Genomic DNA, 23452 nt, shown 5'->3' on the forward strand with positions numbered 1-23452 from the left:
GGGCGCGAGTACTGCGTACGCGGGCGCGAAGGGCGCGGGGGGCGCGCGCGAGGCGTGCGTAACGGGCTACGCTTTTTCGACGCGCGCTGGATTACTCCGCGCCGTTTGCGCCGCCCGCGCCGTTCGCGCCGTTCGCGCCGTTCGAGCGCTGCGCGCGACGCGCTGCATCGACGAGCGCACGCAGCCGCGCGATGCCTTCCACGGCGCGCGCGCCGTACCACATGAGGTCCTTGCCGTTGCAGAAGACGATCTGACCGTGCTTTGCAGCGGGTATGGCGAGGGCCCGGAAGACCTCGGCGTCGGCGGCGGTGAAGGGGTGCGGCTCGTCGGGGAGGAGCACGATCTCGGGGGCGCGCGCGACGATCTCGTCGAGGGTGACCCGGGGGTAGCGGGTGTCGCGGTCGCCGACGCGCTCGGGCGAGAGGGCCTTCGCGAGGCCGATGTCGGCGGCGAGCGGGTAACGGCGGGGGCGGTCGGCGAAGACGTTCTGCGCGCCCGCGAGGTCGAGGGCGTCGGAGAGGAAGGTCTCTCCGTTGGCGGTCATGAGCGGGTCCATCCAGATGGGGACGAAGGCGCGGAGCGGGGGCTCCTGGCTGCGGCTCGCCTCGGCCTCGCGGTGGATCCGGTAGATCTCGGCGATGAGGGTGCGCTCCGGGCTGTGGGTGTTGGCGTCGGCGCCGAGCAGGCGCGCCAGGCGGGCAAGGTGGCTGACGCCCTCGGCGACGCGGCGGGGGAAGGAGACGAAGACGCGCACGCCGGCAGACTCGATGCGGGCGATGTCGTGGCGGTTGTTCTCCTCCTGGTTGGCGATGACCACGTCGGGCTCCAGGGCGATGATGCGGTCGACGTCGGCGTCCTTGGTGCCGCCCACGATCTCGATGCGATCGACCTCCCCCTGCGGCTCGAAGCAGTAGCGGGTGCGGCCGACGAGGCGGTCGCCGGCGCCGAGGCGGAGGAGCGAGTAGGTGTCGCTCGGGACGAGCGAGACGATGCGGGCCGGCGGCTCGGGCCAGACGTGCTTGCGGTCGAGGTCGTCGTGGATGCTGATGACGTGCATCGTGGTCGGGCTCTCTAGCGCGGCGCGGGGCCGGGCGCACCGGGTTGGGCGAAGGTTGCCGCTGGCTGCGGCGGACTGCCGCGGGCTGCCGCGGGTGGCCGCGGGTGGCCGCGGGTGAGGGTGGCGAAACGGGCCATCCTCTGGAATGTTAGGCGTCGCTGACGAGGTGCATTCCATGAGCGATTTCCGCCACGAAGACCTGCTGCCCATCGGGAAGGACGAGACGCCGTACCGGCTGCTCACGAAGGAGCACGTCTCCACGTTCGAGGCGGCCGGGCAGACCTTCCTCCGGGTGGAGCCGGAGGCGCTCACCTTGCTGACGCGGGAGGCGATGCGCGACATCGCGCACCTGCTCAGGCCAGGGCACCTCGCGCAGCTCCGCACGATCCTGGACGACCCCGAGGCGTCGGCGAACGACAGGTTCGTGGCCCTCGACCTGCTCAAGAACGCGAACATCGCGGCGGGCGGCGTGCTGCCCATGTGCCAGGACACCGGCACCGCGATCGTGATGGGCAAGAAGGGGCAGCTCGTGTTCACGGGCGGCGGGGACGAAGCGGCCATCGCGCGGGGTGTTTACGACACCTACCGGACGGCGAACCTGCGCTACTCGCAGCTCGCGCCGCTCGACATGTTCACGGAGAAGAACACCGGCAACAACCTGCCGGCGCAGATCGAGATCTTCGCGACGGACGGCGACGCTTACAAGTTTCTGTTCATGGCCAAGGGCGGGGGCTCGGCCAACAAGACGTACCTGTTCCAGGAGACCAAGGCGCTCCTCAACCCGGAGGGGCTCACGGCGTTCCTGGAGAAGAACCTGCGGGCGCTGGGGACCGCGGCGTGCCCGCCCTACCACCTGGCGGTGGTCATCGGCGGGACCTCGGCGGAGCACACGCTGAAGACGGCGAAGCTCGCGTCGGCGCGCTACCTGGACACCCTGCCCACGCAGGGGAGCATGACCGGGCACGGGTTCCGCGACCTGGAGGCGGAGCAGCAGATCCTGGAGCTGACGCGGCGTACGGGCATCGGGGCGCAGTTCGGGGGCAAGTACTTCTGCCACGACGTGCGGGTGATCCGGCTGCCGCGGCACGGGGCGAGCTGCCCGGTGGGCATCGCGGTGTCGTGCTCCGCGGACCGGCAGGCGCTCGGCAAGATCACGAAGGACGGGGTGTTCCTGGAGCAGCTCGAAGCCGATCCGGCGAAGTACCTGCCCGACACGGCCGACGGGGACCTGCCCGGGGAGGTGGTGAAGGTGGACCTCGGGATGCCGATGAGCGAGATCCGCGCGCTCCTGTCGCGGTATCCCATCAAGACGCGGCTGTCGCTCACGGGGCCGATGGTGGTGGCGCGGGACATCGCGCACGCGAAGATCAAGGAGCGGCTGGAGCGCGGCGAGGGGATGCCGCAGTACCTGAAGGACCACTGCGTGTACTACGCGGGGCCGGCGAAGACGCCGGAGGGCTACGCCTCGGGGAGCTTCGGGCCGACGACGGCGGGGCGCATGGACGCCTACGTGGACCAGCTCATGGAAGCGGGCGGGAGCCACGTGATGCTGGCGAAGGGGAACCGGTCGGCGGCGGTGACCGCGGCGTGCAAGAAGCACGGCGGGTTCTACCTGGGATCGATCGGGGGGCCGGCGGCGCGGCTGGCGAAGGACTGCATCAAGAAGGTGGAGGTGCTCGAGTACCCCGAGCTGGGGATGGAGGCCGTCTGGCGGATCGAGGTGGTCGATTTCCCGGCCTTCATCGTGGTGGACGACAAGGGCAACGACTTCTTCGCGGCGCTGACGGGGGCGGGGGCAGGCGCGAAAGGAGCCGGAGGCGCGAAGGACGTCAAGTCGCTGCCCGTGAAGAGCTGATCCGCGCGGGAGGCAGGCTGCGGTGACTTGCGTCCGGGGGGGCGCGCGGGCAGGGGAGCGGGCATGGCGAGCGCGCGCGACACGAGTGATGGCCTCACCCTGGTGGAGAGGCTCGTGGGTCAGTCGAGCGTCCTGCGGTACAAGCTGGCGAGCTTCCTCGGGACGGTGCGCGCGCGGGGGGTGAAGCTCCCCGGAGAGGTGCTGGTGCAGATCGAGGAGATGACCCGGCACCTCGGGGAGTTCCACCGCTTCGCGGCGGAGCAGCACCAGGTGCTCTCGGACGCGGCGACGAGGGAGGCGCGGAGCCGGGCGCTGCTCGAGGTGAGCCGAGCGATCACCTCGTCGCTCGACATGCAGACCGTGCTGCAGCAGGTGCTCGACCAGGTGATCGGGTTGACCGAGGCGGCGCGGGGGTACCTGGTGCTGCTCGACGAGCGCGGCGAGCTGGGGGTGCGCGTCGCGCGGAACCTGGACCAGCGGACGCTCGAAGGGCGGGACTTCGCCTTCAGCACCTCGGTGATCGCGGAGGTGATCAAGACCCAGCGCAGCATCGTGACCAGCGACGCGCGTGAGGACCTGCGCTTCGCCCACCAGAACAGCGTCACCATGCACCGGCTGACGAGCATCATGGCGGCGCCGCTGTCCATCCAGGGGCGGGTGATCGGCGTCCTCTACCTGGACAACCCGGGGGTGGCCGGGCAGTTCTCGGGCGACGACATGGAGCTTCTGGAGGCCTTCGCGGCGCAGGCAGCGATCGCCATCCACAACGCGCAGCTCTTCGGGCAGACCGACGAGGCGCTGAAGGCGCGGGTGAAGGAGCTGGAGGCGGTGCAGGCGGAGCTGGCGGTGGCGCGGGACCAGGCGCTGAAGGGCCTGAAGGCCATCGAGCGCGAGATGCAGGTGGGGCAGCTCATCCAGGCAGAGTTCCTGCCCTACGAGCTGCCGCGGGTCTCGGGGTGGGAGATCGGGGCGCGCTTCCTGCCGGCGCGGCACCTGTCGGGGGACTTCTACGACGTGTTCGCGCTGCCCGGAGAGCGGCTCGCGCTGGTGATCGCCGACGTGTGCGACAAGGGGGTGGCGGCGGCGCTGTTCATGGCCCTGATGCGGGGGCTGATCCGGACCCACGCCGCGCGCGCCAGCGGGGACGTGCTGGCCATCGTGGAGCCGGTGAACGAGTTCGTGGCGGAGCACCACGGCAGGTCGGCGATGTTCACCACGGCATTCGTGGGGATCCTGGACCCGGCGAGCGGAGAGCTTCGCTACGCGAACTGCGGGCACGAGGCGCCGCTTCTGGTGCGCGCGGGCGGGACGCTGGTGCGGCTCGGGGACACGGGGCCGGTGCTCGGGGCGGCGCGGGACGTGGAGTTCACGATGGGGCAGGTGCAGGTCGCGGAGGGGGATGCGCTCGTGGCGTTCACGGACGGCGTGGTGGACGCGCTGAGCGAGACCGAGGAGCGGTTCGGCGAGGAGCGGTTCCTGCAACTCGCGGGGCGGCCCGGGGTGCCCATGGAGAAGGTGCTGGAGAGGCTGGAGGCGGCGCTCCGCGCGCACGTGGCGTCTGCGCCGCCCGCGGACGACGTGACCGTGCTCGGCCTGCGGCGGCTTTCGCGGTGAGCTGGCAGTGCGGTGAGCTGATGGTGAGGGAACGATGAACATCGATCTCAGGTCGGAGCTGGAGCTGCTCGGGCGGCTCGTGGAAGGCGGGAAGCGCAAGGGAGGGCCGCGCCTCGGGGGGACGGGGGCGCGGGTGGGGTGCCTCGGGTTCGACGCGACGGGGCAGTACCTGGCGGTGGGGCTCGCGGAGCACGCGCCGCGGGTGCTGGTGTTCGAGGTGGCGACGGGCAAGCGGCGGGCGTCGTTCAGGCTCGGTCACACCTACGACGGGGTGTTCTTCCAGCAGGACCTGGAGGAGGAGCCCGACGCGGCGTACCTCGGGGTCTTCGCGCCGTTCTCGTGCGCGTTCTCGCCGGACGGGGGGTGGTTCGCGGTGCAGCACGCGAACCAGAACAGCGGCGACGTGGTCGACGTGAACCTGCAGGTGTTCGAGCGAGCCCGCGGGACACTGGCGCTCGGGGTGGGGCCGCGGGACGCGGAGGGGAAGAGCAAGGCGCTCGGGGTGAGCGCGTACGGGTGGATCGGGGGCGGCGCCGGGGTGGCCGTGGCGTCGTTCGACGGGGGGATCTCGGTCTGGCAGCTCGTGCCCAGGGCCACGGTGAAGGTCATCGAGCGGCCCCGGGATCGCGAGGTGCCGCCGGTGCTCGCGATCACCGGCGACGATGCCGGGGGGCGGCTCGCGCTGGTGCGCGCAGGCGCGATCGAGCTGCGCGATTTCGGGGGCAGCGGAGGCGTCGGGGGCAGCGGAGGCGTCGGAAGCGGCGGGGGTAGAGGGGAGGCGCGGAGGATCGCGCTCGGGGTGGACCCGGCGTCGGCGGGGCACGTGGCGATGCGCTTCGTGGGAGACGAGGTGGTGATCGCGTGGGCCGAGGGCGCGCGCGCGACGACGCTGCGGGTGGACGTGGGCTCGGGGGAGGTGCGACGGGAAGACCTCGTGCTCCGGCCGACACGCAGGGAAGCGCGCGGGGAGGCGACCGCGGAGGAGCGCGTGGAAGGGCACGTGGAAGGGCACGTGGAAGGGCACGTGGAAGAGCGCGTGCTCGGGGCGGCGCTCATCGACGCGGAGGGGAAGAGCGTGCTGTGGGAGGTGGAGCGCTCGGAAGCGGGGAGGGTGTCGCGGCGCCTCGTGCGGCAGCGCTTCGGTGAGGCGCGAGGACGCTCGGTGCGGCGCGGGCGCGCGCTGGAAGGGGAGGGGGCGCTGGCGGTGAGCCCGAACGGGCTGCTCGTGGCGCGGGCGCTCTCGCGACGGGTCGTGATCCGCCGGGTACGGGCGCGCTCGGGGGAGGCGCCCGCGCCGGACGCAGCGGGTGACGCGCGGGACGGGTAGCGGTGGGGCGAGACGCATGCGGCGTGCGGTTTAGTTGGCCCAGGGAGCGGAAGGCTGTCAGGAGTGGGCGCGACCGTGATGCGCGACGCTCCTCTGCATGCTCGGGATCTCCGCGAGGGCCAGGCAGGCACTGCCACCGGCTCCCCTCGCACGGGCCGGCGGCTCCCCTGTCGCCTCGGTCGCTACACGCTCTTCGACCGCATCGGTCGGGGCGGGATGGCGGACATCTACCTGGCCCGGGAGGTCACCGACCTCGGGGCGTCGCGGCTGCTCGTGGTGAAGGAGGTCGCCCCGAAGCTCGCCGGCAAGCCGGAGTTCGCGGAGATGCTGGCCGGAGAGGCCAGGCTCGCGGCGAGGCTGCAGCACGCGAGCATTGCGCAGGTGGAGGACCTCGGCCGGGACGAGGAGGCGCTGTTCATCGCGATGGAGTACGTGGAGGGGCTCGACTTGCGCGAGCTGCTCCGGCGCGCGGCGCGGCAGCGGGTACCGGTGCCGGTGGAGTTCTCGCTGTTCGTGGTGGCCGAGACTCTGCGGGCGCTGTCGTACGCGCACCGGATGGGGGTGCTCCACCGGGACGTGTCGCCGTCGAACGTGCTCCTGAGCTTCGAGGGAGAGGTGAAGCTCTGCGACTTCGGCATCGCGCGGGCGCACCAGGAGGTCGCGCGCGAGGCGTCGGGCAACGGCGCCGTCGCGCTGGAGGAGGCGCTGCAGGGCAAGGCGGGGTACATGAGCCCCGAGCACGCGCGGGGCGAGGTGGTCGACGCGCGGGCCGACGTGTTCGCGGCGGGGATCCTGCTCTGGGAGCTGCTCTCGGGCCGGAAGCTCTACCGGGCCGATGGCTTCGAGGCGCTGCTGGAGCTGGCGAAGCGCGCGGACATCGCGCCGCCGCCGCCGCTGCGGTTGCCGGACGAGGCGGTGCTGCACGCGATCACCCTGCGGGCGCTGGAGCCGAGGCGCGACGATCGGTACGGGAGCGCGGCGGAGATGCTGGGGGACCTGACGCGCTACGCGGCGTCGGCGAACCTCGTGGCGAACCCGCTCCGGATGGGCGAGTGGCTGCGGGAGTACTTCAGCGAGGAGATCCTGGCGGTGCGGCGCTCGCGGCAGCGGGCCCTGCGCGCGCTGGACATGGGGCCGCCCGCGGTCATCGAGGCGATCGCGCTGCCGGTGACGCCGACGCCCGCGCCGGTGTCGGGGGTGCAGCTCAGGGCCCGCGCTGCCGAGGCGGGAGCCGACGCGGGAGAGCCGACGGGTTACACGCCCGTGCCGCCGTCGGGAGTGACGACGGAGACGCGGCCGCCGGTGTCGGGATCGCGCCCCTCGCTGCTGCGCCGGGCGCTGGCGCTGGTAGGGATGACGATCGGCTGACGGCTGGAGCTGACGGCCGGAGCTGACGGCCGGAGCTGGCGGGTGAGGCGCGTCAGCGGGTGAGCAGGAGCCACGCGAGGGCCACCGCCAGGGACACCAGGGTGACAGGGATGCCGATCCTGGCGTGGGCGCGGAAGCCGATCTCGGACTGGGCGCCGGCGGTCTCGATGACGATGATGTTGGCGACCGAGCCGAGGATGGTGAGGTTGCCGGCGAGCGTGGTGGCGATCGCCGTGGCGAGCCAGGCCGTGTGGGGATCGGGGAGGGTGCGGATCCAGGGCTCGGCGAGCAGGATGATCGGCACGTTGGAGACGATCTGGGAGGCGATGGTGAGCAGGCCGGAGAGGCTGACCAGGCCGAGGGCAGGGTCCGCGGGGAGGTAGGCGCCGGCGGCGTCGAGGGCGCGCTCGGGGAGGGCGGTCTTCTGGAGGGCGGCGACGACCACGAAGAGCCCGGCGAAGAAGACGAGGACCGTCCACTCGACGCGCGCGAAGAGCGCGGTGGCGTCGCGGCGGCGCAGGAGGATGACGACCGCCCCGGCGCCGAGGGCTGCCCAGGCGAGGTTGGCGCCGAGGATGAAGAGCACCGAAACACCGACGAGGCAGGCGAGGGCGAGCCGGGCGTCGCGCGCGGGGGGCTTCGGGGACGTGTCCGGTCCGGAGGAGGGCGTGGTGTCCGCCGGTGAAGGCGTGGCCGCTGCCGGTGAAAGGGCGGTCTCCGTCAGTGCCGCGGCGGCCGTCGCGCCCTCGCGCAGGCGTCGCGCGAGGAGCAGGTGGAGCGTGCCGGCGGTGGCGAGGAGCGCGAGCAGCGCCGCGGGGCCGGCCTCGCGGAGGTAGCCGCGGTAGGAGATGTCGGCGAGGCGGGAGACGAGCATGTTCTGGGGGTTGCCGGCGACCGTGAGCGCGCTGCCGGCGTTCGCGCCCATGGCGAGCGCGAGCAGGTAGGGGACGCGCGGGAGGCCAGCCTCCTGGGCGACGCGGGCGACGAGCGGCGTGGCCATCACGCACACGGAGTCGTTCACGAGCAGAGCGGAGAGGATGCCGGAGCCGAGGGTGATCACGTAGAGGAGCGCGACGGGGGAGAGCCTTCGGCGGGTGATGGCGGTGGCGAGGCGCTCGAAGAAGCCTGCCTCTTCGAGCGCGGCGGCGAGCAGCATCATCCCGAGGAGCAGGCCGATGGTGTTGGGCTCCACGGCGGCGAACGCCTCCTCGGGACGCAAGCCCCAGGGCGGGTCGAGCGCGCCGAGTGCAACCATGGCGCAGGCCCCGATGAGCGCACCGGCAGGCCGGCCGATGGGAAGAAGGCGGAGGCGGCGCGCCGCGATCAGGATGTACGTCGCGGTGAAGATGAGGAGCACGAGGCCCATGCGGCGCGGATGGGAGCGCTTCGCGCAAGGGGCGTCAACGGCATGGCTCGCAGCGCGCGGAGCCGGACGCGATCAGGCGTCGGCGATCTTCACGAGCTGCTTGCCGATGTTCTTGCCCTCGAACAGGCGTCGCAGCGCAGCGGGGGCCTGGTCGAGGCCCTCGGCGATGTCGATCCGGTCCTTGATCTTGCCCGCCTGCAGCCAGGTGCCGAGGTCCTTCATCGCCTCTCCGACGCGGTCGAAGTAGTCGATGATGATGAACCCCTCCATGCGGCTCCTGGTGAGGACGAGGTTCATGTAGTTCCGCGGGCCCTGCATGCTGAAGGAATCGTTGTAGCCGGAGATGGCGCCGCAGAGCACGACCCGGGCGCGCTGGGCGAGGTGGTCGAGCCCGGCTTCGAGGATGGCGCCGCCCACGTTCTCGAAGAAGACGTTCACGCCCCGGGGCGCGAGTTCCTTGATGCGGGCGGAGACGTCCTCGGCCTTGTAGTCGATGGCAGCGTCGAACCCGAGCTCACCGGTGAGCCACGAGGTCTTCTCCTTGCCGCCAGCGATGCCGATGACGCGGCAGCCCTTGATCTTGGCGATCTGTCCCACGGCCATCCCGGTCGCACCCGCGGCGCCGGAGACCAGCACGGTGTCTCCCTCCTGGGGGCGGCCGATGTCCAGCAAGCCGAAGTACGCGGTCAGGCCGGTGATGCCGAAGAGGCTGAGGGCGTTCTCGACGGGCACGCCGGGCGGCAGCTTGCTGGGCGCCGCGGGGCCCTTGGCGGGGAGCACGACGTGGTCCTGCCAGCCCACCATGCCGCTCACCAGATCGCCAGGAGCGAAGCCGGGATCGCGCGAGGCCACCACGCGGCCGGCGCCGAAGGCGCGCATCACCTCGCCGAGGCCGATCATGGGCATGTAGGTGTCGCGCTCCAGCCAGCCCCGCTGGGTGGGGTCGACGGAGAGGTACAGGTTGCGGACGAGGATCTGCCCATCTCCCTGGAGCTCCGGCTTCGGCTCCTCCTTCAAGGCGAAGTCGCTGTCCTTGACCATGCCCTGAGGGCGGGTGACGAGGCGGTAGACGCGGTTGACGTCGCTCATGCAGTCCTTCTCCCGTTGAGAGTGAGCCGGCACTCTAACGCTCTTCGCTGGTAGCCGGGGAGCGACCATCACGCGCGAGCGCCGCGGCGCCCCTGAGCCAGGACGCACTCTGCCTACTCGCGATCGCGACGGCTGCGCGCGAGCCTGGCGAGGGCGGCGACGGCCTTGATGCGCCAGCGGGCTTCCTCGGGGGTCATGAAGGCGAGAAAGGCGCGCTCGACGGCAGACAGCGCGGCCTCGAGCGTCTCGGGGGTGAGGTTGTGCGACTGGACGCCTGCCTGCATCAGAGCGCGGTCGAGGGTGGCGCGCGCCTGGGTGCTCGGGATGCCGCTCGTGGCGACGAGGCGGGTGAAGAGCGAGTTGTCCCGCGGGACGGGCTGCTCGACGGCGGGGCGCTTGTGGTCGGAGCTGCGCTGCCGGAGCAGCTCGCGCAGCTTCGCGCGCACGGAGGTGAGGTTCGTCGAGCGAGAGGCGACCGCGTCCTGGGGCGACAGCAGCCCGCCGCCGACCACGCTCGCGGGGGGCGCGTCCGAGAGCAGGAGCACGGGGATGGTCGACCACGAGGAGGTGACCTTGAGGCGCCGGCAGACCTCGTCGGCGTCGATGCCCGGGGCCGCGGCGTCGACCACCACGCAGTCGACGCTGGTGAGGGAGAGGAACTGGCTCGCCTCTTCCAGCGAGTAGGTGAGCGTCACGTCGTGCCGGTCGAGGCGGAGGCGCTCGGCGAGCACGGTGAGGTAGGTGGACCGCGCGCCGATCGCCAGGATCTTGCGCTCGCCCACGCCCCGCTCGGGGGTCGGTTGGCCCGTTGGGCTCGGGCCGAGGAAGCGGCGCACACACCGCAGGATGTACGAGGGGTCGTAGGGCTTGCCGACGTACTCGTCCGCGCCGGTCGCCAGGCCGCGCACCCGGCTCTTCACCTCCGACTCGGTGGACAGCACGATCACCCGCATCGCGGCGTGCTCGGGAGCAGCCTTGAGCTCGCGCAGCAGGTCGAGGCCGTCGCCGTCGGGCAGCACCACGTCGAGGATGATCAGCGCGAAGGGTCTGCGATCCAGCTCCTGCTTCGCGGAGACCATGCTGGAGCAAGCAGTGACCCGGTAGCCGGCAGCAGCCAGCGCCGACTGGAGGTCGGTGCGTACGGTCAGGCTGTCGTCGAGAATGAGGATGTCCGGGTACATGATCCTTTTCCAGCTCGCTCACCGACCAGAGATCGCAGAGACGGTGGGCGCGATGTCGGACAGCGCGAGGATACGTCGCGCCGCACCGATGCGAATGGCCTCTCGGGGCATTCCGAACACCGTGGAGCTTGCCTCATCCTGAGCAAGCGTGAGTGCACCGGCTGCGCGCATCGCGAGCAGGCCGCTGGCGCCATCGCGGCCCATTCCGGTCAGCACGCAACCGATGGCCCGCGGCCCGAAGGCACCGGCCACGGAGTGGAAGAGCATATCGACCGAGGGGGTGTAGCCCTGAGGGTCGGGATCCTCGGTCAGCCAGAGGCGTTCATCACGGACGACCAGGTTGCTCCCGGGCGGCGCCAGGATCACCCGCTTCTCCCGCGGCCCTGGGAGGGGCTCGCCGTGCCTGGCCTCGGTCACGGCCGCCGGCACCACGCTGTCGAGCCACCGGGCGAGCGTTCCGCCGAGGGGATGCGAAACGTGGATGACGAGCAAGACGGGGATCGGAATGGGGTGACGGAGATCGCCGAGCACGGCCGCGACTGCGCGTGGGCCGCCCGTCGAGGCGCCCAGTGCGAGGAGGCGCGGCCTCACGGACGTCCGCGGACGCATGTGCGTGTCCCCGGCGTCGGGAGGTGAGGCGCCCGTGAGCGACGTCCTCGCGTCGGGCTTCATGGGCGCCTCGCGAGCAGGTCCCCCACGGTGGTCACGAAGCGGCGCTGGTCGAACTCTCCCTTGACGACGTAGGCCGAGGCGCCGGCGTCGAGGCCACGCTGCCGGTCCTCGGGCGTCGCGAGCGAGGTGACGACGATGACGGGGACGTCACGGAGCGCCTCGTCCGCGCGGGTGATCCGGAGGAAGTCGAGGCCGCTCATGCCAGGCATCTCGATGTCGACGATGAACAGCCCGTAGCGACGCTCTCTCGCTTTCTGGAGGCCCTCCTCTCCGGAGCCCGCGAGGTCGACCGTGTAGCCTGCGCCTTCGAGGATGCCCTGCTCCAGCATCCGGGTGGTGAGCGAGTCGTCGATGATCAGCAGGGGAGGGCGGGGCGGTCCACCAGCGGGAGCGGCGCCGGCCGGCATGCGCGCGATGGCCGGGGCGAGGCCGCGCGGGTCGAGCACGAGCACCGGGTCTCCCTGGGCGTCGAGCGCGGCTCCTGCGACGAGCGGGTGCTCGCCGGCCGCGAGCGGCAGCGGCTTCACCGTCACCTCCGCGCTCCCGAGCAAGCGATCCACCCCGAGCCCCATCAGGGCGCCCTCCACCCGCACGATCACCGCCGTCCAGCGAGGGCGAGGCGGGACCGCCACCCCACCCAGCACCTGCGCGAGCGGCGCGAAGGGGATCATCCGCCCCTCGTGCACCATGCTCTCGCTGCCTCCGTCGCGCAGCACCTCGCTGTCCGCGAGGCGGGCCACGGCGACCACGCTGGTGAGGGGGATCGCGATAGCCATGTCGTCTGCCCGCACGCCGAGCGCCGCGAGCGAGGAGAGCGACAGCGCGACCTCCAGCGTGATCGCCGTCCCCTGGCCCGGGGTGCTGGCGAGGCGCAGCTCGCCGTCGAAGCGCGAGGCGGTCTCGGCGACGACGTCGAGCCCCACGCCGCGCCCCGACAGCTCGGTCACGCCGATGCTCGTGCTCACCCCGGCCCGGAGCGCCAGGCGGAGCGCCGCGGCATCGTCGAGCGCGCCGGCCTCCGTGGGCGAGACGATCCCGCGCACCACGGCCGCGTCCCGCAGCGCGCCGGCGTCCATGCCGCGGCCGTCGTCGGAGCAGACGAACACCGCGCGCCGGCCGTGGCGTGCGACGGTGATCTCCACCCTCCCTGCCGCGGGCTTGCCCAGGCGGAGGCGCTCGTCGGGAGGCTCGATGCCGTGCGCGATGGCGTTCCGCACCAGGTGCAGCAGCGCATCACGGACGGCGGAGAGGATGTGGCCTTCGAGCCGCACCTCCTCCGCCGTGGCCAGGAAGCTCACCTGCACCCCCTGGCTCAGGGCCGCGTCGCGCGCGCTGAGCTCCAGCGATGGCAGGATGGTGCGCGCCGGCAAGAGCCGCAGCGCGCCGAGCTGGCGGTGCACCTCCCCGATCTCCTGGGTCATCCGCTGCAGGCTCGCGCCCAGGGTGTCCTGCGCGGAGGCGAGGGCGCGTTCGAGCGCCTCCAGGCTGACCCTCATCCCGCGCCCGCCGATGGACCCCGCACTGCCCGCGCCGCCCTTGCCGCCCTTCGCTTCGCGGCTGGCCTGCAGGTCTCGGAGCAGGGTCGCGACGATGCGCTGCGCATCCCGCAGGCCCTCCGCGCCGCGCCGCGCCGCGCCGAGCTGGATGTTCACCTCCGAGACCGCCGCGTGCGTGGCGTCGAGGTCCGCGATCTCCACCCGCACCGTCTCCAGCCGCTCCTCGCCGAAGCGCAAGGACGTGGGGCCCTCGCCCTCCGCCGGCGCGCTCCCGCTCTGGCCCGGCACGACCCCCGCCACCTCGTGCTCCAGGGCGCCCACGAGCGCGAGCAGGTCGCTCACGAACGTCGGCTCCAGCACGGCCTCGCCGCCCCGGTGCGGCGCGAGCGCGTCCTCGATGGCGTGGGAGATCTCCGCCACGCGCGGGAATCTCGCGACGCGCGCGGCCCCTTTCAGGGTGTGCGCGAGCCGGAAGCAGCGGTGGACCACGTCGACGCGGGTCGGGTTCTGTTCGAGATCGAGCAGCCCCTCGGCGAGCCCCTCCAGGATCTCGCGCGCCTCGATCCGGAAGGCCCGCAGCAGCTCGGCCGAGCCCGTCATCTACGCGGCGGTCTCCCGCCGGATCAGCGCCGCGAGCTGCCTCGCGAGGGACGTGAGCTGCACCGCTGTCTCCAGCATCTGCGCCGCGCTGGCGTCGGTCTCCCGCGCGGTCTGCGCCACCTCGGCGATCGCGGTGCTCGCCTGCTCCACGGCGGTGCTCTGCTGCCGGGTGGAGAGTTCGATCTCCCGCGAGGCGTCCGCCGTGCTCTCCACCGACCCGGCGATGCGGCTGAAGCTCACGCTCATCTCCACGAACTGCCTGGCGCAGGCATCGGCCGCCTTCGCCCCGTCCTCGGTGGCCATCACCGAGGTGTTGGCCGCGCCGCGCACCTCCTCGATGAGCGAGCGGATGTCCTTGGTCGACCCGCCCACCCGGTCGGCGAGCCTGCGGATCTCGTCGGCGATGACCGCGAAGCGCCGCCCGGCATCACCCGCGCCCGCGGCCTCGATGGTGGCGTTGATGGCGAGGATGTTGGTCTGCTCGGACAGCTCGTTGATGAGATCCACGATGGCGCCGATGTCCTGCGACCGCCTCCCGAGCTCCAGCATGTGTCCCACGATCCGGTCCACCTGCTGCTTCACCGTCTCGATGGCCGTCCGCGCCGCGACCACCGTCTGCTCCCCGGCGCGGGCCGCGGTGGCATTGTCGGTCGCCACGAGCGTCACCCGCTGCGCGCTCTCGGCGATCTGCCGGGCCGTGGCGACCAGCTCGCGCATCGTCGCCGAGGCCTCCACCGAGGACGAGACCTGCCCCTTCGCGCCCCTGGCCTGCTGGGTGGCGGCGGCCTGAAGCTCCGAGGAGGCGCTCTGCAGGCTCTGCACCGAGGAGCCGATCTGCCGGTCCAGGGTGCGCATCACCACCGTCGCGGCGAGGAGGGCCAGCACGATCGTCCCCACCGTCCCGAAGCCGACCACGTTCGAGTGCCAGGCTGCGGCCTGCTCCGCCTCGGTAGCGCGTTCCGCGAGCGCGGCGCGCTCCTCGTCGATCATCTCCCTGGTGATGCGGCGGATCTCGTCCATCCTCCGCTTTCCTTCACCGATAGCCACGAGCTTCGCCGCCACCTCCAGACCGTCGCGCTGGCGCACCGCGATGGGGTCGCCGAGCTTCAGGACCTGCTCGCGGACCAGCCCCTGCAGCACCTCGAAGCGCGCCTGCTGCCGCGGGCTGCTCGCGTAGAGGAGACCCAGCTCGGTCAGCTCCCGGTTCACGTGGTCCACGGCGGTGCGGTAGGGTGTGAGGAACTCGTCGGCGCCCGAGATGATGAAGCCGCGCTGCCCGGTCTCGGCATCCTTCACCAGCGAGAGCACGTCGACGATGTCGGCGATGACCTCGTGGGTGTGGGCGACCCGGCGGGCCGTGTCCACCTGCTGGTGGCTGGTCCGGAAGGAGAAGAGCCCGAGGCCGATGATCAGGAGAATGGGCAGACCGAAGCCCACCGCCAGTTGCTGCCCTATGGTCCATGACCGTCGCATCGAAAGACCTACCTCACGCGCGGTCCGCGCGCCGCGCCCTGTTCTATCGTGGAAAGGAGCGAGCCGATGTCGAGCACGGCGAGCCGCCGCGTGCCCTGCTCGAGCACCCACCCGACGCGCTCCCCCGGGCGCGCCCCCTCGCGGGGGATGATCTCGTCGGCCTGCGCGCGCAGGTGGGCGTCCACCTCGTCGACCGCGAAGGCCACCCCCTCACCGTACCTGGCGAGCAAGAGCCACCTTGGCGCCTCGGCCGCAGACTTCACGCCGAGCAGGTGCCCGAGGTGGTAGACCGCGCGCAGCTTGCCGCGGACCCCCGCGAGCCCGAGCAGCCCTGGCGGACCTCCGGGCAGCCGCGCCACCCAGCCGCTCGGGTGGACGCCCGCGAGGTCCGCGATCTGGACCGCGAACTGGGCGTGCCCCGTGCGTACCCCGAGCAAGAGCACCGCCTGGCTCGTGCGATCGGGCTCCGGCAGCGCGAACCCGTCATCGAAAGCCCGTCCGAGTTCGCGCAGCTTCGCCCGCACCACAGCCACGGATCGCCAGCTCATCGCGAGGTCTCCACGGCGCTCAGCTCCGCGCGGCACATCGCCGTGAGCGCCGCCCGGGAGAAGCCTCCCCCGAACAGCGCCACGTGCTCCTCGGGTCCCACCCGCAGCCCGGCGAGCGCCTCCCGCAGCTCCGTGCGCGCCCCGCGCAGATCCCCCGCTGCCTTGCACTGCAGGCCGAGCCTCAGTCGGGCCATGGCGAAGTGCGGATCGGTGCGGAGCGCGTCCCGGTAGAGCCGCGCCGCCCCCGCCCGATCCCCCGCGTACTCGCGGCACAGCCCGAGCAGGTACTCGGCCCCTGCATGCTCGCCGTGCAGCGCGTTCAGCCGCGCGCACACCCGCTCCAGCTCGCCGACCCTCCCGAGCCCGCTCAGCATGATCGCCTCGAAGAGCTGCAGGTCCGCCCGCCCCTCGCCGAGGAGCGACGCCTGCCGGATCAGCGAGAGCCCCTCGCTGTACCGCTCGGCCGTGATGAGCCGCCGCAGCTCCTGGGCCAGTGGCGGCCCCTCCTCCCCGCCCGCCGCCACGCCAGCCGGCATGCCCACCGCCACGCCAGCCGGCATGCCCACCGCCACGCCAGCCGGCATGCCCACCGCCACGCCCGCTGCGCTGCTCCCCGGCTTCGTCGCGGTGAGCATCTCGACGCGCGCCGAGGCTTGCTGGATGTCCTCCATCCACGCGACGCTCAAGATCCCCGGCGTCACCCGGGTGAGCAGCCCCTCCTCGGAGCGCCGCCGGTGGAGCGCCGTGTCTCCGTGGAACGACAGCTCGAAGTCGTCCGACAGCCCGCGCAGCGTCTCGCTGGCCCCCACGAAGAGGAACCCACCGGGCGCGAGCGCCGCGGCGAAGCGCGCGAAGATCGACCGGATGGCGCGCTCCGAGAAGTACAGGGTGACGTTGCGGCAGAAGATCACGTCGAAGGCTCCCTCCTTCCAGAAGTCGGGATCAGGCTCCAGGAGGTTCCTGCGTTCGAAGCTCACCCGCGCCCGGTGCTCGTCCCGCAGGCGAAAGCGCTCTCCCTCGGCCCTGAAGCACCGGGCGCGGGTGGCCTCGGGCGTGGCCCGGAGCGCCCAGGTGCCGTACACCCCCTCGCGCGCGTGCTCCACCGCCTCCTCGCTGATGTCGACGCCGTGGATCCAGGTGCGCCCGGCGAGGTGCCCGGCGCGCTCCTGGAGGGTGATGGCCAGCGAGTAGGGCTCCTCCCCCGAGGCACACCCCGCCGAGAGCACCCGGAGCGGCCGTCCGGGGGCGCCCACCCTGGCGCGCTCCTGCAGCGCCACATCCACCATCGCCTCGATCTGCCGCTGGTCGCGGAAGAAGTACGTCTCCCGCACCAGGATCTCCGAGACCACCCGCTGCACCTCTTCGGGGGTCACCACGGAGAGCCCCCCCGCCCCGGCCGACGCCGCGCGCTCCCGCCAGCGGGTGACCGCGCGCGCCAGGGCGTCGCGCTGCCAGCCGCTGCAGGAGAGGCCGAACCGCGCTTCGAGCAGATCTTCGAGCTGTGAGAGGTCCTCTGCGGCCATCACATCAGGTGACCGGGAGGAGGCGCGCTGTGTTCAGCACCGCGAACGCCTGGGCATCGAGTGCGGCGAGGCGCTCCACGTGGACGGCGATGGCTTCGGCCAGCAGCGGCGGCGCGCTCTTCCCGGCGGGCTCCTCGCGCGAGACGCCCACCACCTCGTCCACGGCCAGCGCCACCCGGCGATTCCCGGTGCGCACCGTCACGAACCGCCGGGCGTCCGCGGTCTCCGTGCCCCTCAGCAAGAAGCCGAGGTCCACCACCGGGAGGGGCTCGCCGCGGATCACCGAGACGCCCCGCACGAAGGGAGGCGCCTCCCGCACCGGTTCGATCGGCAGGGGGCGCATGGTCTCGACGACATCCTGCACAGGAATCGCACACAGCCATCCTCCGGCACGGATCACGAGCGAGAGCCGTTCCGCTGGCGTCTTCATCGAGCCCGTCTGCATGTCTGAACTCCGCGATCTCACCCTGTGGTACGCGATGGCCCGAAGGACGATCTCGCGAAGCGCGAGGTAGACGGCGGAGCCCGCTACCCACGTACCTCGTCATGAATCCAGAAGCCGTGCGGCGCGGTTTCCGCGTCCGAGCCACAGCTCGCCATCATTCCTCAACCTATGCGGGGCCACGCCACTCATTCAAGCTCAAATCAACCCCGCGCCGCGCGCGCCTGCCGCTCCAGGTGGGCGATGCCGAGGCGCGCGAAGATCTCCTGCGCTTGCCCGAGGTCTCGCTCTCGCTCCACATCGTGGGCTGGCAGACGCCGCATCTCCAGCCGCGCCAGCCCCTCGTGCACCGGCAAGCCCATCCGTGCAGCCTCCGCCGCGCTCTGCTCCCACAGTCCGATGGCGCTCCTGGGCCGCCCCATCAGCCACGCCGCCACGCCGCCGATCCGCAGCGCATCCGGGATGCCCAGCGGGAAGACCCGCGCGTACAGGCGCAGCGCCGCGCAGGCCTGCCGCGCTTCCCGCCCGAAGCGCTCCCGCGCCTCCACCGTGCTCGCCGTCTCCCACGCCTCCAGCAGGACCTCGCCGGTCGCCACGTACCCGTGCAAGCAGTGGAACGCCGCCGGCTTTCCCTGCGCCTTCAAGAGCCCGAGCGTCCTCTCCGCGGTGCGCAGCGCCGCCGCCCGGTCCCCCTGGAGGAGGTGCGCGAGCGCGATCTGCCCGAGCGTGATCTGCTGCGCCCTGTCCCCGCTCTTCTCCGCGGTGACGATCAGCTCTTCCAGCAGCTCCACCGCCTCCGTCCCCTCCCCGAGCAGGATCAGCGTCTGCGCCCGGCCGCTGTGCGCCCACACCAACCCTTGCGCGTTGTTGCTCCGCCGCGCGGAGCTCTGGAGCGCTGCGAACCTCCCCAGCGCCTCTGCCCACGCCCCGTCGAGGTGCGCCGCCGTGCCCAGGAGCGCGATGCACTCCTCCTGCCGCCGCCGGTTCCCGACCCGCTCCGCCTCGTGCTCGGCCTTCTCCAGGAGCCCCCGCGCGTCCCTGCACCGCCCCTCGCCGAGCGCCGTGAGCCCCCGCATGAACGCCACGAACGCCCCGGCCTGCGCGTCGTGCGACGCCGCCGCCGTCTGCTCCGCGCGCCGCGCGTAAGCATCCACCACCGTCTCCCAGGGCACGTACCCGAACGCCACGCTCAGCGTCGCATACCCCCGCGCCAGCGCCGCCGAGGGCCCGAGACCTGCGGCCGCGTTGGTCGCCTCCACCGCCGCCATGAACGCGAAGGCTGCCTGGTTCTGGAACAGGTACGTCTCGGAGAGCAGCTCCGCCGTGAGCGCCGCCTCGGCCAGCCGGTCCCGCTCCTCCCCGCGCGTCGCCCGGGGGATGGCCACGCCGCCGAGGTGCAAGAGCTGCCGCCCGAGCTGCCACGCCGAGAGTGCCGCCGACGTCAGCACCGAGAGCGCCGCCGGCTGCGCGCCGCGCCCCGCGAACACCCGCGCCACCGGCCGCTCCAGGAGCCCCAGCGCCTTCACGCAGTGCAGCTCCGCTTCCCGCAGATCGCCGAGGTTGTAGCTGGCCTCCGCGAGCCGCCGCTCCCACCGTGCCCGCCGCACCTTCGCGGCGCGTGCCTCTTCTGGACGCGCCCCGTCCAGCGCGAGCGCGCGCAGGAAGAGCCCCCGCGCTTCGCCGGAAGCCCCCGTGGTGAGCGCCTGATCTCCGGCCCGCTCCAGGTACTCCAGCGCCTTGTCCGTGGCCCCTGCCATCGCGAAGTGGTGCGCGAGCTGCGGGTACGCGAGCGGCAGATCCGGCGACGCCTCGAAGCGGGCCTCCAGCGCGAGCGCCGCCGCCCGGTGCAGCCGGAGCTTCTCCTCGTCGGCGATCTCGCCGTAGGCGATCTCGCGCAGCTTGTCGTGCACGAAGCGCAGACGCCCTGGCTCCGCCGGCTCCAGCACGTGACGCCGCGACAGCTCGGCGAGCCCCTCCAGCGCGCCGAGGTCGTCCACGCCGGCTGCGCTGACGAGCACCACCTCCTCCAGCTCGCGCCCGAGCACGCTGGCCATGCGCAGGAGCTGCTGCGCCCCCGGGCTCAACCCCGCGAGCCGCCGGGACACCAGCTCCCTCAACGAGCTTGGCAGCGCGAGCGCCGCCCACTCTCTCTCGACAGCCGAGGAGGGCTCTCCTTGCACCGACGCTGGCCCCCGCACCTCCACGGCCGTCGCCATCGCCGCCGCCACCGCTGCCGCGCTTCCCGGCACGACGCTGCCTGGCACGATGCTCCCAGGCACGACGCTGCCTGGCACGATGCTCCCAGGCACGACGCTGCCTGGCACGATGCTCCCAGGCACGACACTTCCCGGCACGATGCTCCCAGGCACGACGCTTCCCGGCGCGACACTCCCCGGCGCGACGCTCCCTGGCATCATGCTCCCAGGAGCGACGCTCGCCGGGACCTCGCTCCTCGGCGTGGCGCTGCCCGGCACGCCGCTCCCTGGCGCGACACTCCCCGGCCCTGCGGGGTCTGTCGTCCTGGCTCCTGCCACCGCGCTCCCCGGCGCCCTGCTCTCCGGTGTCCCACGCGTCCCGCGCGTCCCGCGCGCCCCTCCTGCCACGCTCTCCGGCTTGGCGTGTCCAGCCGTGGTGCTCCCCGCTGCCACGCTCTCCCTCGCCCCGGGCCCGCGGAGCCGCCACGCCCCCAGCCCGTCCCGGTAGAGCAGCCCCTCCTGCACCGCGGCGCGCAGGTACTCCGCCGTGAAGAACGGGTTTCCCTCCGACTGCCGCTGCAGGAAGCCCACGAACGCATCCGGGGGCCGATCCATCGCCAGCATGTCGCTGACCATCCGCGAAAGCCCCCGCCCGTCGAGCCGCCCGATGTGCAGCGCGAGCACCCCGGGCGCCTCGATCAGCGACTCCACCGCGGTCGACGCCTCCTCGGACCGGTACGTACCGAGCACGAGCGCCCGGTTCTCCTCGAAGAACGACGCATCCAGCAGCTCCAGCACCCCGAGCGTGCTGTCGTCGGCCCACTGCAGATCGTCGAGCACGAGAAGCAGCGGCCCCTCTCCCGACAGCGCCGCCAGCGTCTCCATCACCGCGCTGCGCAGCCGGAAGCTCGCCGCGTCGGCTGGTAGCGGCGGCGGATCGGGATACCGCTCGTGCCCCGGGAGCTGCGCGAGCGCCGGCTCGTAGGCCGAGAGGAGGCGCCCCCGCGGCCCGAGCAGCGCATCGTACGTCGCCCTCATCCGCGCCTCGTCCGGCTCCGCGGAGGGCGCCTCCCTGTCGAAGCCCGCGGCCCTGCACCGGTCTGCCACCGCGAGCAGCAGGTGCCGCAGCGGGTGCAGCGGCGCCCCCTTCACCCCGCTCCGCTCCGCCCCGTCGCCCGCGGAGACAGCGATGCACTCTCCCGTCACCACCGCGATCCCGAGGCGCGCCGCCTCCGTCGCCACCTCCATCGCCAGCCGCGTCTTGCCGATCCCGCTCTCCCCCGCCAGGAACGCGATCCCTCCGTGCCCCTCCTGCAGCCGCCTCAGGAGCCCGTGCAGCGTGCGCAGCGCCTCCCCCCGCCCCGCGAGCCCTGGCCGGTACAGGTAGGGCTGCGGCTTCGGCGCCCGCTGCCACGCGGGGGCCGCCACCAGGTCGATGTCGTCGCCCCCGAGCGCCCCCAGCGCCGCGGCCACGTCGTCGGCATAGCCCAGCCGGTCCTCGGGCCGCTTCTGCAGGAGCCGCATCAGCAGCGCGTCCAGCGCCGGCGGCACCCCCTCCACCAGGCTCGATGGCGGGAGCGGCGTCGCGTACAGGTGCATCGACAGCACCAGCGCCGCGTTCGCCGCCATGAACGGCACCGAGCCCGTCACCGCCTCGTACAGCATGCACCCCAGCGCGTAGAGGTCCGCGCGCGCATCCACGAGGTCCCCCCGCACCTGCTCCGGTGCCATGTACGCCGGGCTCCCCATCGGCTTGCCCCCGAACTGCAGCTCCAGCTCCCCCCGCCCCTTCGTCCCCTCGAACTTCACCGCCAGCCCGAAGTCGACGAGCACCGGCGACCCGTCCTCGCGCACGAACACGTTCTCCGGCTTCAGGTCCCGGTGCACCAGCCCGAGCCCATGGATGTACGCGAGCGGCTTGCAGATCGCCCTGAACAGCGTCAGCGCCTGCGGCAGCTCCCCCGACGCCGCCACGGTGAACGTGCGCATCGGCATCTCGCCGCCGCCTGGAGCATCCATCTCCGACCCGCCCGACCCGCCCCGCCTCCCCGACCCCGCCGGTGCTCCCGACGCCGCCGCATGGGCCGCTGGCAGCACCCGCGTGGGTGGCGTGGGCAAGCCCATCGGCCCCGACACCTCCTTCGCCGCCACCTGCAGCCGCTCTCCCCGCGGCGCCGGTGGCACCCCCCGCGTCGGCCCCAGGAGCGGCCCCGTCCTCGCCGGGTCCTCCGGCATCTCGTCCTCGCCGCCAGCCCCCGCCCCGAGCCCTCCCGACCCGAGCCCTTCCGCCCCCGTCAGCGCCACGTCCGTCTCCTGCACCGAGAACCGCGACCCCATCCCGGACAGCAGCGCTTCCACCGTCGTGTGGTTCCGCCACCGCTCGGTGTTGTGATCGCGCAGCGTGCTCCCCCCGAGCAGCTCCATCGCGTACCAGGGCAGCCCTCCCTCCACCCCCTCGCCCACGATGCGCACCACGCCCGGGTGATCGATCCGCCGCAGCGCGTGGATCTCCCGCCGGATGCTCGACAGCAAGCTCGACTCGGTCACCCCCACCGTCTTCAGCGCGACGAGCGCCCCGGTCTCCTCGTGCTCGGCCCGGTACACCACCCCCATCCCACCGCGCCCGAGCGGTGCCAGGAGGCGGTACGGCCCGATCTTCGCCGGAGCGTCAGCCATCGAGGCGCTTCGCGCATCCGATCCGTGCATTCGGGACCGGACCTTACCACGCCCCCTGCACCTCTCGCCGCCTTCAGCCCGCCCTCAGCCCACCTTCAGCCCGCCTTTCGGCCCACCTTCAGCCCGCCTTTCGGCCCACCTTCAGCCCGCCCTCAGCCCGCCCTCAGCCCGCCTTCAGTCCGCCTTCAGCGCGCGCGGTCCGCACCACCCCGCTCGATCTGCGCCAGCGCTTCCGCGATCCACCCCCGCACCACGCCCGGAAAAGGCCACATCCACGCGTAGTCAGGCCCGGTGAAGCGGCGCACGATCTCCTCCCGGAGCTGCGGGCTCCGCGCCGCCTCCATGCCCTCGCTCTCCGCCACCGCCCGCAGCGTCTCCGCGTACGCCTCCATCTCGAACCGCGCCCTGAACCACGACAGCCCGAGCGGCAGCGGCAGCACCCCGTAGAGCAGCACCATCAGCACCCACCCGTACCGCTCGAACTGAGCCACGTGCACCAGCTCGTGCCGCAGGATCTGCCACGCGCGCGTCGGCGACCACCCCTCGAAGTCGTCGGGAACGTAGATGGTCCGCCCGAGCGTGGTCACGTAGTGCGTCAGGTACGTCCGCTGCCCCCCGAACGTCACCACCCGCAGCCCCGCCGCCGCCCACCGCTGGTGCCAGCACGCCCCCTTGCGCACGATCCGGATCGGCCGCGGCCGTCGCCCCATCTCCTCGATGAGCGCCTCCAGCCGCTGCCGCGCCTCCCGCGTATCGATCGCCTTCACGCCTCCGGCCCCCGCCTTCCGCCGCTCACCCGAGCAGCGCCTGCGCCGACGTCAGCACCACCTCACGCAACGCCCGCTCCGCCGTGTGCCGCGCCACCGCCGTCGTGAGCCTCCCGTGCGCCTCCAGCACTCCCTGCGGATCCTCCTCCAGCCCGCCGGCCGTGACCCCCGCCTGCGCTGCCTCCGCGAACACCTCCGCGACG

The 23452-nt window shown here is 72.7% G+C and carries 16 protein-coding genes; 4 read left to right on the forward strand and 12 right to left on the reverse strand.

Annotated features, from left to right (window positions below; genetic code table 11):
- Positions 1–91 precede the first annotated feature (91 nt).
- Positions 92–1057, reverse strand: coding sequence for a helical backbone metal receptor (locus tag CAP_RS38225; protein ID WP_063748820.1), 966 nt, complete (start codon positions 1055–1057; stop codon positions 92–94).
- A 175-nt stretch (positions 1058–1232) separates the two neighbouring features.
- Here CAP_RS38225 and CAP_RS38230 point away from each other — a divergent pair, with 175 nt between their 5' ends.
- The 4 genes from CAP_RS38230 (at position 1233) to CAP_RS38245 (ending at position 7221) form a co-directional block, all read left to right on the forward strand.
- Positions 1233–2912, forward strand: coding sequence for a fumarate hydratase (locus tag CAP_RS38230; protein WP_052376715.1), 1680 nt, complete (start codon positions 1233–1235; stop codon positions 2910–2912).
- Between the two features lie 63 nt (positions 2913–2975).
- Positions 2976–4526, forward strand: a complete 1551-nt coding sequence (locus CAP_RS38235) for a PP2C family protein-serine/threonine phosphatase (protein WP_044250123.1) — start codon at positions 2976–2978, stop codon at positions 4524–4526.
- A 34-nt stretch (positions 4527–4560) separates the two neighbouring features.
- Positions 4561–5853 (forward strand): WD40 repeat domain-containing protein, encoded by a 1293-nt coding sequence (locus tag CAP_RS38240; RefSeq protein WP_044250124.1) that lies wholly within the window; start codon positions 4561–4563, stop codon positions 5851–5853.
- A 78-nt stretch (positions 5854–5931) separates the two neighbouring features.
- Positions 5932–7221: a serine/threonine-protein kinase gene (locus CAP_RS38245; protein ID WP_044250126.1), complete on the forward strand. Its 1290-nt coding sequence runs from the start codon at positions 5932–5934 to the stop codon at positions 7219–7221.
- Between the two features lie 52 nt (positions 7222–7273).
- Here CAP_RS38245 and CAP_RS38250 read toward each other — a convergent pair whose 3' ends face one another.
- From CAP_RS38250 to CAP_RS38305, 11 genes are all read right to left on the reverse strand, one after another.
- A complete protein-coding gene (locus CAP_RS38250) occupies positions 7274–8587 on the reverse strand; it encodes an ArsB/NhaD family transporter (protein ID WP_044250128.1) in 1314 nt (437 codons plus the stop codon).
- Positions 8588–8659: 72 nt separating this feature from the next.
- Positions 8660–9676: an NADP-dependent oxidoreductase gene (locus CAP_RS38255; protein ID WP_044250129.1), complete on the reverse strand. Its 1017-nt coding sequence runs from the start codon at positions 9674–9676 to the stop codon at positions 8660–8662.
- A gap of 113 nt (positions 9677–9789) precedes the next feature.
- A complete protein-coding gene (locus CAP_RS46500) occupies positions 9790–10857 on the reverse strand; it encodes a response regulator (RefSeq protein ID WP_052376716.1) in 1068 nt (355 codons plus the stop codon).
- 18 nt (positions 10858–10875) lie between these two features.
- On the reverse strand, positions 10876–11529 hold the full coding sequence (locus CAP_RS38265; protein WP_052376717.1) for a CheB methylesterase domain-containing protein: 654 nt from the start codon (positions 11527–11529) through the stop codon (positions 10876–10878).
- Positions 11526–13625: a hybrid sensor histidine kinase/response regulator gene (locus CAP_RS38270; protein WP_044250130.1), complete on the reverse strand. Its 2100-nt coding sequence runs from the start codon at positions 13623–13625 to the stop codon at positions 11526–11528. Before CAP_RS38270 ends, CAP_RS38265 begins: the two co-directional genes overlap by 4 nt.
- Positions 13626–15098 (reverse strand): CHASE3 domain-containing protein, encoded by a 1473-nt coding sequence (locus CAP_RS38275; RefSeq protein ID WP_044250131.1) that lies wholly within the window; start codon positions 15096–15098, stop codon positions 13626–13628. It lies immediately after the preceding gene.
- A gap of 8 nt (positions 15099–15106) precedes the next feature.
- Positions 15107–15646 carry a chemotaxis protein CheW gene (locus CAP_RS46505; RefSeq protein WP_052376719.1) on the reverse strand — a complete coding sequence of 180 codons (540 nt, stop codon included), beginning with the start codon at positions 15644–15646 and terminating at the stop codon, positions 15107–15109.
- Complete coding sequence (locus tag CAP_RS38285) at positions 15643–17169, reverse strand: CheR family methyltransferase (RefSeq protein ID WP_156041512.1); 1527 nt, start codon at positions 17167–17169, stop codon at positions 15643–15645. The genes CAP_RS46505 and CAP_RS38285 overlap by 4 nt, the downstream gene beginning before the upstream one ends.
- Before the next feature lie 4 nt (positions 17170–17173).
- On the reverse strand, positions 17174–17614 hold the full coding sequence (locus CAP_RS38290; RefSeq protein WP_052376721.1) for a chemotaxis protein CheW: 441 nt from the start codon (positions 17612–17614) through the stop codon (positions 17174–17176).
- A gap of 200 nt (positions 17615–17814) precedes the next feature.
- Positions 17815–22482: a serine/threonine-protein kinase gene (locus CAP_RS54525; RefSeq protein WP_231511943.1), complete on the reverse strand. Its 4668-nt coding sequence runs from the start codon at positions 22480–22482 to the stop codon at positions 17815–17817.
- 185 nt (positions 22483–22667) lie between these two features.
- Entirely contained in the window at positions 22668–23249 is a 582-nt protein-coding gene (locus tag CAP_RS38305; RefSeq protein WP_044250132.1) for a M48 family metalloprotease, read from the reverse strand.
- Positions 23250–23452: the final 203 nt, after the last annotated feature.

It is taken from the genome of Chondromyces apiculatus DSM 436, from assembly GCF_000601485.1.
Classification (GTDB): domain Bacteria; phylum Myxococcota_A; class Polyangia; order Polyangiales; family Polyangiaceae; genus Chondromyces; species Chondromyces apiculatus.